This window comes from Mycolicibacterium arcueilense, assembly GCF_058536225.1.
In genome coordinates, this window is sequence record NZ_JBZTYL010000007.1 from 828,347 (window position 1) to 841,758 (window position 13,412).

General features: G+C 68.6%; 11 protein-coding genes. 7 read left to right on the top strand and 4 right to left on the bottom strand.

From position 1 onward, the window contains the following. The first annotated feature begins 119 nt into the window (after positions 1 to 119). Together AC4LGL_RS08225 and AC4LGL_RS08230 are read left to right on the top strand one after the other, a co-directional pair. A complete protein-coding gene (locus tag AC4LGL_RS08225; protein ID WP_491838280.1) occupies positions 120 to 3,275 on the top strand; it encodes an ATP-dependent helicase in 3,156 nt (1,051 codons plus the stop codon). Next, entirely contained in the window at positions 3,272 to 6,589 is a 3,318-nt protein-coding gene (locus AC4LGL_RS08230) for an ATP-dependent helicase (RefSeq protein ID WP_491838281.1), read from the top strand. Before AC4LGL_RS08225 ends, AC4LGL_RS08230 begins: the two co-directional genes overlap by 4 nt. 11 nt (positions 6,590 to 6,600) lie before the next feature. Here AC4LGL_RS08230 and AC4LGL_RS08235 read toward each other — a convergent pair whose 3' ends face one another. Both AC4LGL_RS08235 and AC4LGL_RS08240 read right to left on the bottom strand, forming a co-directional pair. Further along, complete coding sequence (locus AC4LGL_RS08235) at positions 6,601 to 7,314, bottom strand: VIT1/CCC1 transporter family protein (RefSeq protein WP_491838282.1); 714 nt, start codon at positions 7,312 to 7,314, stop codon at positions 6,601 to 6,603. Between the two features lie 130 nt (positions 7,315 to 7,444). After that, positions 7,445 to 7,834 carry a DoxX family protein gene (locus AC4LGL_RS08240; RefSeq protein ID WP_064888262.1) on the bottom strand — a complete coding sequence of 130 codons (390 nt, stop codon included), beginning with the start codon at positions 7,832 to 7,834 and terminating at the stop codon, positions 7,445 to 7,447. 75 nt (positions 7,835 to 7,909) lie between these two features. Between AC4LGL_RS08240 and AC4LGL_RS08245 the strand changes: the two genes are divergently transcribed. Next, positions 7,910 to 9,004, top strand: a complete 1,095-nt coding sequence (locus tag AC4LGL_RS08245) for a potassium channel family protein (RefSeq protein ID WP_491838283.1) — start codon at positions 7,910 to 7,912, stop codon at positions 9,002 to 9,004. Continuing rightward, positions 9,001 to 9,945, top strand: coding sequence for an NAD(+) diphosphatase (gene nudC, locus AC4LGL_RS08250; protein ID WP_491838284.1), 945 nt, complete (start codon positions 9,001 to 9,003; stop codon positions 9,943 to 9,945). The genes AC4LGL_RS08245 and nudC overlap by 4 nt, the downstream gene beginning before the upstream one ends. Before the next feature lie 5 nt (positions 9,946 to 9,950). On the opposite strand, the gene mrx1 is transcribed toward nudC, so the two are convergent. Continuing rightward, complete coding sequence (mrx1, locus tag AC4LGL_RS08255) at positions 9,951 to 10,196, bottom strand: mycoredoxin Mrx1 (protein WP_054601722.1); 246 nt, start codon at positions 10,194 to 10,196, stop codon at positions 9,951 to 9,953. Between the two features lie 101 nt (positions 10,197 to 10,297). Between mrx1 and AC4LGL_RS08260 the strand changes: the two genes are divergently transcribed. The 3 genes from AC4LGL_RS08260 (at position 10,298) to AC4LGL_RS08270 (ending at position 13,084) form a co-directional block, all read left to right on the top strand. Beyond that, complete coding sequence (locus AC4LGL_RS08260; RefSeq protein ID WP_491838285.1) at positions 10,298 to 11,434, top strand: acyl-CoA dehydrogenase family protein; 1,137 nt, start codon at positions 10,298 to 10,300, stop codon at positions 11,432 to 11,434. Beyond that, positions 11,431 to 12,444, top strand: coding sequence for an acyl-CoA dehydrogenase family protein (locus AC4LGL_RS08265; protein WP_491838286.1), 1,014 nt, complete (start codon positions 11,431 to 11,433; stop codon positions 12,442 to 12,444). The genes AC4LGL_RS08260 and AC4LGL_RS08265 overlap by 4 nt, the downstream gene beginning before the upstream one ends. 112 nt (positions 12,445 to 12,556) lie before the next feature. Further along, a complete protein-coding gene (locus AC4LGL_RS08270) occupies positions 12,557 to 13,084 on the top strand; it encodes a helix-turn-helix domain-containing protein (RefSeq protein ID WP_491838287.1) in 528 nt (175 codons plus the stop codon). Positions 13,085 to 13,091: 7 nt separating this feature from the next. On the opposite strand, the gene AC4LGL_RS08275 is transcribed toward AC4LGL_RS08270, so the two are convergent. Continuing rightward, positions 13,092 to 13,403 carry a hypothetical protein gene (locus tag AC4LGL_RS08275; protein WP_491838288.1) on the bottom strand — a complete coding sequence of 104 codons (312 nt, stop codon included), beginning with the start codon at positions 13,401 to 13,403 and terminating at the stop codon, positions 13,092 to 13,094. Positions 13,404 to 13,412 lie beyond the last annotated feature (9 nt).

The following is a 13,412-nucleotide window of genomic DNA, read 5'->3' on the forward strand; positions in this document are numbered from 1 at the left end:
CTGTTCGCTCCAATCCGCTACTTGTCGGGCCTTTCGCTCCAATCCGCTCCGCTACTTGTCGGGCCTTTCGCTCCAATCCGCTCCGCTACTTGTCGGTCCCTTCTGGTGTCATCTCCTCCATGACCACACACCACATCGAACCGGCACTGGCCGGCACCGAGCTGCTGGTACCGGGGCGCGGTGGTGTGGTGCGGGTGTTGGGCGGGCCGGGCACCGGCAAGAGCTCGCTGTTGATCCACACCGCGGTCGAGCACATCGCGGCAGGCACCGATCCCGAGTCGGTGCTGTTGCTGACCGGTTCGGCCCGGTTGCGGGGCGAGGCCAGGGCCGCCATCACCGCCCGCCTGCTCGGGGCGGGCACGCACGGTGTCGTACGGGAACCGATGGTGCGCACCGTGCATTCCTATGCGTTCGCGCTGCTGCGGCTGGCGGCTCAGCGCAACGGTGATCCGCCGCCGCGGCTGATCACCACTGCTGAACAGGACGGCATCATCCGGGAACTGCTGGCCGGAGATATCGAGGACGGCGCGGATTCCCTCGTGGGCTGGCCCGAGCAGCTGTGGCCCGCGCTGAGTACCGCGGGCTTCGCCACCGAGCTGCGTGATCTGATGGCCCGCTGCACCGAGCGCGGCGTGGATCCGCGTGCCCTGCAACGGCTGGGCCGTTCGGCGGGACGTCCGGAATGGTTGGCGGCGGGCCGGTTTGCCCAGGCCTACGAGCAGATCATGCTGTTGCGGTCGGCCGTCGGGATGGCCGCACCGCAGGCCACGGTCCCAGCGCTGGGGGCAGCCGAACTGGTCGGTGCGGCGCTGGAGGCGCTCGGGACCGACGCGGATCTGCTGGCCGCCGAGCGGGCGCGGATCAGCCTGCTGCTGGTCGACGACGCCCAGCACCTCGACCCACAGGCCGCGTTGTTGGTGCGGGTGCTGGCTGCCGGGGCGGGCTTGACCGTGATCGCGGGTGACCCGGACCAGACGGTGTTCTCCTACCGCGGCGCCGATCCGGTGTTGTTGCGCGATCACGGCGGCGAGGATGCCCCGGCGATCATCCTCACCGAGTCACGCCGCTGTGCCCCCGCGGTCGCTGCGGCGATCTCGGGTATCGCCCGCCGGCTGCCCGGTGTGGGGGCCGGGCGCGCGATGGAAGGCAACCCCGAGCATGGACAAGGTGAGGTGACCATGCGGTTGGCGGCCACGCCGCATGCCGAGAACGCCTACATCGCCGACGCACTGCGCCGTGCTCATCTGGTGGACGGGGTGCCCTGGTCGGAGATGGCGGTGGTGGTGCGTTCGGTTCCGCGGGTAGGCGCGGCTCTGGCGCGGGCACTGAGTGGGGCCGGGGTGCCGGTGCACGCCACGGGTGCCGATCTGGGGCTGGCCCAGCAGCCTGCGGTCGCGGCCCTGCTGACGGTGTTGGAGGTGGCGGCGGCCGGGAGACTCGACGGCGACAGCGCGATCAACCTGCTCACCGGTCCGATCGGACGCGTCGACCCGGTGACCCTGCGGCAGTTGCGACGGGCGCTGCGACGTGCCGATGGCTCCACGCCACCAAAGGATTTCACCGATCTGCTCGTTGCGGCCATCGACGCGGAGCCGGCCGGGTTGTCGGCCGAACACGTCAAGCCGCTGCGCCGGCTGCGGTCGGTGCTGGCCGCCGCCCGTCGCAGCCAACGGGACGGCGCCGATCCGCGCCACACCTTGTGGCAGGTCTGGAACGCCTGCCGGTTGCAGCCGCGCTGGCTGGCCGCCAGTGAGCGGGGCGGCACCATCGGTGCCCAGGCCGACCGTGACCTCGACGCGGTGACCACCCTGTTCGATGTGGCCGATCAGTTTGTGAGCCGCACGGCGGGGGCATCGCTGCGCGGGCTGGTGGACCATGTGGCGACCTTGGGCTCGTCGATGTCGGCCTCGGATTCGAACACCAGGCCTGACGCGGTCTCGGTGCTCAGCGCGCATGCTGCACTCGGCCGCGAATGGGACTTCGTGGTGATCGCCGGAGTGCAGGAAGGACTGTGGCCCAATACCATTCCGCGCGGCGGGATCCTGGGTACGCAGAATCTGGTTGATGTGCTCGACGGGGTGGCCGCGCCCGATGACCGCGCAGTGTCGACCCGCGCCCCTCTACTCGCCGAGGAACGGCGGCTGTTGATGGCAGCGATGGGGCGGGCCCGGACCCGGCTGCTGGTGACCGCGGTCGACAGCGATGGCGGGGACGAATCGTTGCTGCCGTCTTTGTTCTGTGCCGAACTGGCCGAGGTGGCAACGGAATCCGTTCCGCTTCCGCCGTTGGCCGCACCGCGGGTGCTGTTGCCGTCGGCGGTGGTCGGCCGGCTGCGGGCGGTCGTGTGCGCGCCGGAGGGTGCTGTCGACGACGAGTCCCGGTCCTGTGCGGCCACTCAGTTGGCCAGGCTTGCCGCAGCCGGTGTGCCGGGGGCGGATCCTTCGCAATGGCACACCATGACGGCGTTGTCTACCGAGGAGCCGCTGTGGTCTGAGACCGATGGCGTGGCGCCTGAGGTTGTGTTGTCGCCGTCCACGCTGCAGATGCTCACCGACTGCCCGCTGCGCTGGCTGCTGGAGCGCCACGGCGGCAGTGACGGGCGCGACGTGCGTTCGACGGTCGGCTCATTGCTGCATGCGCTGGTCGCCGACTCCGGAAAGACCGAGAGCCAGCTGGTCAACGACCTGGAAAAGGTCTGGGAAGACCTGCCTTTCGAGGCAAGGTGGTACTCGGACAACGAGTTGTCCCGCCACCGCGAGATGCTGGAAACCTTCACCAGGTGGCGCGCGGACTCCCGGGCACAGCTGACCGAGGTTGCCACCGAGATCGACGTCGAGGGCGTGCTCGTCGAGCCGGGTCCCGACGGGCCGGGCGTTCGGGTGCGGGGCCGGCTGGATCGGCTCGAGCGGGATCAGGCGGATCGGCTCGTCGTGGTCGACCTGAAGACCGGTAAGAGTCCGGTCACCAAGGACGACGCGCAGAAGCACGCCCAGCTGGCCACGTATCAGCTGGCGGTGGCCGCGGGACTACTGCCGCAGGGGGATCAGCCGGGCGGGGGCCGGTTGGTATACCTGGGCAAGGCAGGTGCGGCGGGCGCCACCGAACGCGAACAGGATCCGATGACACCAGACACTCGTGCCGATTGGCTGGGCACGGTCAGCAGCGCGGCGGCGGCCACCGCCGGGCCGCAGTTCGTGGCCCGCGTCAACGACGGTTGCGCGAACTGCCCGGTGCGTTCGTCGTGCCCGGCCCAGGCTGCGGGGGACCGGTCATGACGGAATCCACACAGGCCGCCGTGCGGTACAGCCCGGCCGAATTGTCCTCCGCGCTGGGACTGTTCCCGCCGACCGAGGAGCAGGCCGCGGTGATCGCCGCACCGCCGGGACCGTTGGTGGTCATCGCGGGCGCGGGCGCCGGTAAGACCGAGACCATGGCGGCCCGGGTCGTCTGGTTGGTGGCCAATGGCTATGCCACCCCCTCGCAGGTACTGGGCCTCACCTTCACCCGCAAGGCCGCGGGCCAGTTGCTGCGCCGCGTCCGGACCCGGCTGGCCCGCCTTGCCGGTGCCGGTCTGGCGCCGGTGCCCGGCGGCGCCGATGAAATCGCCACGGTCAGTACCTATCACGCGTTCGCCGGCACCCTGCTGCGCGAGCACGGGCTGCTGCTCCCGGTCGAGCCGGACACCCGGCTGCTCAGTGAGACGGAGCTGTGGCAGCTGGCCTTCGATGTGGTGTGTGCGCACCCGGGGGAGTTGGCCATCGAGAAGACCCCGGCCGCTGTCACCGGCATGGTGCTGCGCCTGGCCGGCGCGCTGGCCGAACACCTGGTGGACACCGATCAACTGCGTGATACGCACGTGGAGCTGGAGCGGTTGGTGCACACCCTGCCTGCCGGCCCCTATCAGCGTGACCGCGGGCCCAGCCAGTGGCTGCTCAAGATGCTGGCCACCCAGACCGAACGCACCGAGCTGGTGCCGTTGATCGATGCGCTGCACCAGCGGATGCGCGCCGACAAGGTGATGGATTTCGGTATGCAGATGTCCGCTGCGGCGCGGCTGGCCGCGAATTTCCCGCAGGTCGGTGAACAACTGCGGCAGCGTTTCCGGGTGGTGCTCCTCGATGAGTACCAGGACACCGGGCACGCGCAGCGGGTGGCGCTGTCCTCGCTGTTCGGCGGAGGCGTCGACGAAGGCCTGGCACTGACTGCGGTGGGTGACCCGATCCAGTCGATCTATGGCTGGCGGGGCGCGTCGGCGACCAACCTGCCCCGGTTCACTACCGATTTTCCGCTGATCGACGGGAGTCCCGCACCGACGCTGGAACTGCGCACCAGTTGGCGTAACCCGCCGAGTGCCCTGCATCTGGCCAACGCGGTATCGGCCGAAGCCCGGCGTCGCTCGGTGACGGTGCATGAACTGCGGCCCAGGCCCGATGCCGAGCCGGGCACCATCCGGTGTGCGCTGCTCAATGATGTCGAGACCGAACGTAATTGGGTCGCAGACCATCTGGCCCGGATCTACCACGGGGCGGTGGCACAGGGGACGGTGACGCCGACCGCAGCGGTGCTGGTGCGGCGTAACGCCGACGCCGCGCCGATGGCCGAGGCGCTCAGCGCCCGCGGGGTGCCGGCCGAGGTGGTCGGGGTGGCCGGACTGTTGGCGGTACCCGAGGTGGCCGACCTGGTCGCGATGCTGCGGCTGGTGGCCGATCCCGCCGCGGGGTCCGCGGTGATGCGGGTGCTGACGGGGCCGCGGTGGCGGTTCGGTGCCCGGGACATCGCCGCGCTGTGGCGCCGGGCCAGGGAACTCGACGATCGTCCGGTGGGGGAGCCCAGCGCCGCGGAGATCGTCGCTCAGGCCGCTCCGGATGCGGACTCGGCCTGTCTGGCCGACGCGCTCTGCGATCCCGGTGCCGCCGAACACTATTCGCCTGCGGGTTATCAGCGGATCGAGGCGCTCGGGCGCGAACTGACCATGCTGCGGGCACATCTGAGCCACCCGCTGCCCGAGTTGGTGGCCGAGGTGCGACGGGTCGCGGGACTGGATGCCGAGGCTCGCGCGGCCCGCCCGGTGGCGGCGGGTTGGACCGGGACCGAGAACCTCGACACCTTCTGTGACCTGGTGGCCGATTTCGCCGGGCGCGCGGGTGGGTCGGTGCTCGCGCTGCTGGCCTACCTGGATGTGGCGACGGAGGTCGAAAATGGCCTGGCGCCCGCCGAATTGACGGTGTCGCACGACCGGGTGCAGATCCTGACCGTGCACGCCGCCAAGGGGCTGGAATGGCAGGTGGTCGCGGTGCCACACCTCAGCGGCCGGGTATTTCCGTCGACCGCATCGGCACGTACCTGGCTCACCGACTCGTCGGATCTGCCTCCGCTGCTGCGTGGCGATCGTGCGACCGAGTCGGAGTTGGGTGTGCCCGTGCTCGACACGTCTGACATCAACGACCGGAAGATCCTGTCGGACAAGATCTCTGATCACAAACGGAGCCTCGAGCAGCGGCGCATCGACGAGGAGCGCCGGTTGCTCTACGTCGCGATCACCCGCTCGGAGGACACCCTGCTGATCTCCGGGCATCACTGGGGTGCCACCGAAAGCAAGCCGCGTGGGCCCTCGGAGTTCCTGTGTGAGATCAAGACCGTCATCGAGGATGCGGCCGCGCAGGGGCAGCCGTGTGGTGAGATCGAACAGTGGGCTCCCGACCCGTCGGCCGGCGAGGTCAACCCGTTGCGGGACAAGGCTGTCGAAGCGATCTGGCCGGCGGCCCCCGCCAGAGAGTCCGACGTCGACCGGGGTGCGGCGCTGGTGGCCCAGGTGTTGGCCGACGGCAGCCGGGCGGAGGCGGGCTCGGAGCACGCCGCTGACACCGACACCGCCGACGCCGAGGGCTGGGCCGCCGATGTCGATGCACTTCTGGCCGAGCGGGATCGTGCGCCACAGGCCGCGCCGCTTGAGCTGCCCGGCCAGGTGTCGGTCAGCACCTTGGTGGAGTTGAGCCGTGACCGGGAGGCTGCGTTGCACCGCCTGCGCCGGAGGTTGCCGCAACGCCCGGACCCGCATGCGCTGCTGGGCACCGCGTTTCACGAGTGGGTGCAGCGGTTCTTCCATTCGGAACGGCTGTTCGACCTCGACGACATCCCCGGTGCGGTGGACAGTGACAGCGGACGTGCGAGCGCTGCCGAACTGTCCGAGTTGCAGGACGCCTTCGTCATGTCGTCGTGGGCCGCACGCACCCCGATCGAGGTAGAGGTGCCCTTCGACATGGCGATCGGAACGACCCGAACGACCGTCGTGCGCGGCCGTATCGACGCGGTGTTCGCAGACGAGGACGGCACGACCACCGTGGTCGACTGGAAGACGGGCGAGCCGCCGGCCACGCCGGAAGCCATGGCGCAGGCCGCGGTTCAGCTCGCGGTATACCGCCTGGCCTGGGCGTCGCTGCGCGGATGCGCACCGGAGTCGGTACGGGCCGCGTTCCACTATGTGCGCTCGGGGCGGACCGTCAGCCCGGAAGCGCTACCAGGGGAGGACGAACTCGTCGCGCTGCTGGCCGACCCCGCGGCATCGTCGAGCGGGGCCCGGGAGTTCTAGATGTATTCCGGTCAGGTGATGGTGGTGCCCACCAGAAGGCCGATCAGATAGGTGATCGCGAGGGCCAGGCCGCCGCCGATCACGTTGCGCAGCACCGCGCGTCCCTTCGGCGCCCCACCCAGCCCGGCCGATACCGCCCCGGTGAGCATCAGCGCCAGCAGCACCGCCACCACGGTCACCGGGATACGCCACGTTGTCGGTGGGACCAGGATCGCGATCAACGGCAGCAGCGCACCGATGGTGAAGGACAGCGCCGAGGATGCTGCCGCCTGCCACGGATTGGTCAGATCCTTGGGATCGATACCCAATTCGACCTCGGCGTGCGCGGCGAAGGCGTCGTGGTCGGTGAGTTCCTCGGCCACCGTGCGTGCGGTCGCCGTCGACAGCCCCTTGGCCTCGTAGAGCGCGCTCAACTCGTCCAATTCGGCGGCCGGGTCGTCACGCAACTCGCGGCGTTCCTTGCGCAGCAGTGCGCGTTCGGTGTCGCGTTGCGTGCTCACCGAGACGTACTCACCCAACGCCATCGAGACTGCGCCGGCGGCCAGGCCTGCGATGCCGGCGGTCAGAATCGGCGCTTGCTCCACCGTCGCCGCGGCCACACCCACCACGATGCCTGCGGTGGAGACGATGCCGTCGTTGGCGCCCAAAACCCCGGCGCGCAGCCAGTTCAGCTTCGACGACAGTGATCCGACGTGCGGCTCGGAGGGATGGCTGGGATTCGTCACGATCCCGACCATATCGATCAAAACGGCACGTCACCAGCAACGATAGCCTTGCCAAACCTCGGCTCGGGAAGGGTCCGAACCTGCGCCGGGCGGTGAAACTCGTTGGTGGCCAGTTGTTCTGGTAGCGCGGCTACGAGTTGCGGTACACCCGCAGTGCCGTGGTGATCATCGGGATCTGCAGCGGCAGCCGGGCGATCGCCACGATCCGCATCGGCCAGGGCTTGTCCCACCACAGCCGGACCATGTTCACGTTGCCGGGGAACACGGCGATGAACAGGGCCACGGCGGCCAGTGCGCCGAGGCGCCGGGTGCGGGGCGCGGCGAGCAGGGCACCGGTGGCCAGCTCGCCGACGCCGGAGGCGTAGGTGTAGAAGCGGGCGCTGCCGGGCAGCTCGGCCGGGATGATCGAGTCGAAGGGTTTGGGCGCGACGAAGTGCAGCGTGCCCATGCCCAGGAGCAGGGCCGCCATGCGTTGTGCGGTGGGTGCGGAGGAGATCCGCTGAGGCTCGGGTGCGGTCATGGTTACATTGTGGCGTGCGTCTGATCGGAATGATCCCGGCACATCCCGGGGTGCTTTGCTCGATGATGGGGTCGCGTGGCTAAAGGCAGGCTGCGGCGCCGGCTCGCCGCGATGGACCCGAACCTGACTTCGCGCCCGGATGCCGCGCTCGTCGATGTGCTGCGCATCCCCGAGCCGTTCGTCAGCCCGGCCCGCAAGATCTTCATGCGGGTGCTGTACGCGTTGGGCGCGCTGTTCGCGGCGGTGCTCATCGTCTACGCAGACCGCTACGGGTATCGGGACAACGACAGTGCCCCGAATCCCGACAATCCGTTGACGTTCCTGGATTGCCTGTACTACGCGACGGTGTCGCTGTCGACCACGGGGTACGGCGACATCACGCCGTACTCGGATTCGGCCCGGCTGGTGAACGTCATCGTCATCACGCCACTGCGGGTGGCCTTCCTGATCGTTCTCATCGGTACCACCGTGGAAACCCTGACCACCCAATCCCGGCAGGCGCTGAAGATTCAGCGATGGAGGAACAAAGTGCGTAACCACACCGTCGTCATCGGATACGGCACCAAGGGCCGGACGGCGGTCGCCGCAATGGTCGGCGACGAGGTCTCCCCGGCTGACATCGTCGTCGTCGACGAGAACGCGGCAGCGCTGGAACGCGCCAAGGGCGCTGGGTTGGTGACCGTGCATGGCGACGCCACCAATTCCGGTGTCCTGCGGCTGGCAGGCGCCCAGCACGCCAAGTCGATCATCGTCGCGGCAGACAACGACGCCAGCGCGGTACTGGTCACGTTGACGGCCCGCGAGTTGGCCCCCAAAGCCAAGATCATCGCGGCGGTGCGGGAGTCGGACAACCTGCATCTGCTCAAGCAGTCGGGCGCGGACTCCACGGTCGTGTCGTCCGAGACCGCCGGCCGCCTGCTCGGTATCGCGACGCAGACACCCAGCGTGGTGGAGATGATGGAGGATCTGCTGACTCCCGACGCGGGCTTCGCCATCGCCGAGCGCGAGGTCACTCCGAAGGAGGAGGGCGGCTCTCCGCGCCATCTGCACGACATCGTGCTGGGTGTGGTGCGCGGCGGCCGGTTGGTGCGGGTCGACGCGCCTGAGGTGGATGCGCTGGAGGCCGGGGACCGGCTGCTCTACATCCGCAGCGCGGACGCCGAGCGATGACACCTAGAACCTTCGGCCTGCGCAACGTTCCTCTGCTCTCGCGGGTCGGTGCCGACCGTGCCGATGCCCTGCGCACCGATATCGACGCCGCGACCGAAGGCTGGAAGGACGCGCTGCTGCTGCGGGTCGACCGACGCAACCAGGTGCTGATCTCAGGTGGCCAGGTGGTCCTCGGCAAGGCTTCGAGCCTGGGCACCGACAAGCCGCCGGAGCACGCGGTGTTCTTGGGACGGCTGGCCGACGGGCGGCATGTCTGGGGCATTCGCAGCGCTCTGGAGGGGCCCGAGGACCCGGACCAGCCGGTCGAGGTGCTCGACCTACGCCGGGCCGGTGAGGTCTTCGACGACGTCAGCGCCCAGTTGGTGTCGACCGCGACAGCGTTGCTCAACTGGCATGACCGGGCCCGGTTCAGCGCGGTGGACGGTGGCGCCACCAAACCGGCCAAAGGGGGCTGGTCCCGCGTCGACCCGGTCAACGGCCACGAGGAGTTCCCGCGCATCGACCCGGCGGTGATCTGCCTGGTTCATGACGGCTTCGACCGCGCTGTGCTGGCCCGGCAGACGGTGTGGCCCGAGCGGTTGTTCTCGATCCTCGCCGGTTTCGTCGAGGCCGGTGAATCCTTCGAGACCTGTGTGGTGCGGGAGATCTCCGAGGAGATCGGCATCACGGTGACCGATGTGCAGTACCTGGGGAGTCAGCCGTGGCCGTTCCCGCGGTCGCTGATGGTGGGCTTCCACGCCGTCGGCGATCCCGAGCAGCCGTTCTCGTTCAATGACGGCGAGATCGCCGAGGCCGGCTGGTTCACCCGGGCCGAGATCCGTGAGGCGCTGGACCAGGGGGACTGGGGTGCGGCCGACGGCGATTCCCGGTCACGGTTGCTGCTGCCCGGCTCGATTTCGATCGCTCGCGAGATCATCGAATCCTGGGCGGCGCTGGACTGAGACGGCTAGCCGAGCTTGGCCTTGACCTGCTTGATGGTCGGGTTGGTCAGCGTCGACCCGTCGGCGAACTTCAGGGTCGGTACCACGTGGTTACCGCCGTTGACCGACCCGACGAACTCGGCGGCGGCCGGATCCTGCTCGATGTCGACCTCGGTCCAGGCGATGCCCTCGGACTTCAACGCCATCTTGAGCCGCGAGCAGTAGCCGCACCACGTCGTGGTGTACATGGTCACAGTGGGTGTAGCAGTCATAGTGCACATAACGTAGCTGAACGGCTGCCTGATCCCCGCGGTGACGCAGGTCTCCGGCCCGCAGCGGTAAGTTGCCAATCTGCAATGGGACGGAGCCGAACATGACCCGATTGGTACCGCCGGTGGCCGGCGACCCGCACGCGCTCGACGAGCTGCGGCTACAGGTGCGCGCATTCGTCGCCGAGCAGCAGCGGGCCGGCAGGATCGGCCGGTATGCCGACAGCTGGCTGACCGGTTGGGACGAGGACTTCAGCCGGGCGCTGGCCGCCAACGGCTGGTTGGGCATGACGGTGCCGGTCTCCTACGGCGGGCACGGGCGCAGCCACCAGGAACGCTTCGTGGTCACCGAGGAGCTGCTGGCGGCCGGGGCTCCGGTGGGGGCGCACTGGATCGCCGACCGGCAGATCGTCCCGTCACTGCTCAAGTACGGCACCGAGGAGCAGCGACGAAAGTTCTTACCCGCCATCGCCAAAGGTGAGTGCTATTTCGGAATCGGCATGAGCGAGCCGGATTCCGGATCAGATCTGGCCAGCGTGCGCACCAAGGCGGTGCAGGTCGACGGGGGTTGGGCGATCACCGGTGCGAAGGTGTGGACATCGGGGGCACATCTGGCCCACGCGTTCATCTGCCTGGCCCGCAGTGCGCCGGTCGATCCCGCACACCGCCACGACGGCCTGAGCCAGTTCATCGTCGATCTGCACGCGCCCGGCGTGGACATCCGGCCCATCATCTCGATGAACGGCAAGCACCATTTCAACGAGGTGATCCTCGATGAGGTGTTCGTGCCCGACACCATGGTGTTCGGCACCATCGGCAACGGTTGGCAGCAGGTGACCTCCGAGCTCAGCTTCGAACGCAGTGGGCCCGAGCGCTTCCTGTCGACCTTCCCGCTGCTGGCCGACCTGGCCTCGCACATGCGCGACGGATCTCTGCCGCGCCACACCGATCTGGGGCGCTATCTGGCCCGCATCACCGGACTGCACCAGATGTCGATGGCGGTGGCAGGAGCGCTGGAGCGGCACGAGCCGGCCGACACCGCGGCGGCTGTGGTCAAGGTGCTCGGAACATCCACCGAAGGCGATATTGCCGATTTCGCCGACGTTCTCGGGGAGACGGAGGACGAGAGCTACGACGCGATGCTGGCCGATGCCGTGGCCCAGCGTCCGGGGTTCACCCTGCGCGGCGGTACCAACGAGGTGTTGCGCGGGGTCATTGCGCGGGGATTGGGGATGAGATGAGTGTCGACATCGAACTGGTGGAGATGATGGCGGCGGTGTTCGCCGCGCACCGTGAGAAGTACGCGCCCGGTGAGGGCGTCGACGAATTGTGGGACCAACTTGGGGAACTCGGGCTGATCCGGCTGACCGGAGCCGAGGAAGGCGGCGGTAGCGGGGCCGGCTGGGCTGAGGCCGCCGAGTTACTGCGCGCGGCCGCCGGGCACGGCGTGAGTGTCCCACTGGGCGAACACGATCTGCTGGCTTGCTGGCTGCTGGAGACGGCCGGGCTGGAGGTCGACGACGCGCGCCGCACCGCCTGCCTGCTCGACGCCGACGGTGCGGCCCGCGGGGTGCCGTGGGCGGCGGACTCCGAGCGGGTGGTGGTGCTCTGGCGCGACGATGCGGGCTACCGCGTGGCCGACGTGGACACCGCGTCGCTGACGGTCATCCCCGGCCACAACCGGGCGGGGGAGCCGCGCGATGACGTCAGAGCAGATCTCGCCGCGTTGGGCGGAACATCGTTGCCCGACAACATGTTCGAGCATTTCACCCGCCGCGCCGCACTGGTGCGGGCGATTCAGGTATGTGCCGCACTCGACCGGATCCTGGCGATGTCGGTGGCTCACACGACCGAGCGCACCCAGTTCGGCCGGCCGCTGGCGAAATTCCAGGCGGTGCAGAACCTGGTGGCCGACATCGCTGCCGAGTCGGCACTGGCTCGCGCGGCCACCGACGGCGCGTTGGCCGAGGCGCTGCGTTCGGATTGGTCCTCACCGCAGTTGGATTTCCTTGTCGCAGTCGCACGTTCCTGCGCGGGCCATGCGGCTTCAGTGGTCGTGCGCAACGCTCATCAGGTCCACGGCGCGATCGGTACCACCCGCGAGCATCGCCTGCACGAGTTCACCATGCCGGCACTGTCGTGGCGCTCGGAGTACGGGTCGGTCGCGCAATGGGACGACAAGCTCACCGAGTACGCCACTCGGGCTGGCGCGGACGGGTTGTGGGCGTTGGTCACTGGTGCCGGCGGATAGTTCGCGCGTCACCAGGAGAGTATGGCCGATCGGAATGTCGACGATATGACACCGGCTGTCCTATGGGACTATTACCCGAATTGGGTATTCTTCGCCGGGAGCAGGAGGTGTTATGAGCGCTCTGTTGCGTGCTGTGCGTCAACAGCGGGGCATGACGCTTGAGGAGCTCGCCGAGGCGACGGGGTTGACCAAGAGTTACCTGTCCAAGGTCGAACGCCAGCGTTCCACCCCGTCGATCGCGGTGGCGATGAAGTTGGCGCGTGCGCTCGAGGTCGATGTCGCACAGTTGTTTTCCGAGGATCCTGCCGTCACGACGTTGTCCATCGACCGTGCGGGCGAGCGGGGCAACAGCCGCTATCACGCCGTGGCCGCGGGCATGCTCGGAAAGTCGATGTCGCCGTTCATCGTGCGACCGACTCTGAAGTTCGCCGAACATCCGCATCCAGAGCATGCCGGGCAGGAGCTGGTGTTCGTCCACGCAGGTGTCGTGGAGCTGCGCTACCAGGACGACCTGGTCATCCTGGAACCCGGCGATTGCGCATATTTCGATGCGTCGTTACCGCACCAGCTGCGGCAGCGGGGGAGCACGCCCAGTGAGGTTCTGGTGATCACCCACACCGAGTACGGCCGTAACCGCTGACTTACGTTCAGGACCCGCGCGAGCACTTGAGGTTCACGTGCACGGTGGGGATGGGCTCCAGATCCGGCAGGCCGTGGATCGTGACTGTCTTCGCCTGCGGCCGTAAGACCACTGAGCGGACATCGGTCACCATGCACTGACTGAGCGGGCCGCTGCCGACCCGGTTGATGATCACCCGCTTGCCTTCGGCCTGTAGTCGCGCGATGGTTTCTGCTGCCGACGGTCCGGTCGGGGCCGCCGCGGCGACCGCGGCGCCGACAGTGAGGCCGCCGGCGACTACGCCCACAGAAAGCGCCGTGATGGTTGCGATGTGCTTCATGGCTTTGCA

Bases quoted from the DNA above. Each gene is read 5' to 3' on its own strand.
- AC4LGL_RS08225 (WP_491838280.1), top strand. From the start codon at position 120: ATGACCACACACCACATCGAACCGGCACTGGCCGGCACCGAGCTGCTG.
- AC4LGL_RS08230 (WP_491838281.1), top strand. From the start codon at position 3,272: ATGACGGAATCCACACAGGCCGCCGTGCGGTACAGCCCGGCCGAATTG.
- AC4LGL_RS08240 (WP_064888262.1), bottom strand. From the start codon at position 7,834: ATGACCGCACCCGAGCCTCAGCGGATCTCCTCCGCACCCACCGCACAA.
- nudC (WP_491838284.1), top strand. From the start codon at position 9,001: ATGACACCTAGAACCTTCGGCCTGCGCAACGTTCCTCTGCTCTCGCGG.
- mrx1 (WP_054601722.1), bottom strand. From the start codon at position 10,196: ATGACTGCTACACCCACTGTGACCATGTACACCACGACGTGGTGCGGC.
- AC4LGL_RS08260 (WP_491838285.1), top strand. From the start codon at position 10,298: ATGACCCGATTGGTACCGCCGGTGGCCGGCGACCCGCACGCGCTCGAC.
- AC4LGL_RS08265 (WP_491838286.1), top strand. From the start codon at position 11,431: ATGAGTGTCGACATCGAACTGGTGGAGATGATGGCGGCGGTGTTCGCC.
- AC4LGL_RS08270 (WP_491838287.1), top strand. From the start codon at position 12,557: ATGAGCGCTCTGTTGCGTGCTGTGCGTCAACAGCGGGGCATGACGCTT.
- AC4LGL_RS08275 (WP_491838288.1), bottom strand. From the start codon at position 13,403: ATGAAGCACATCGCAACCATCACGGCGCTTTCTGTGGGCGTAGTCGCC.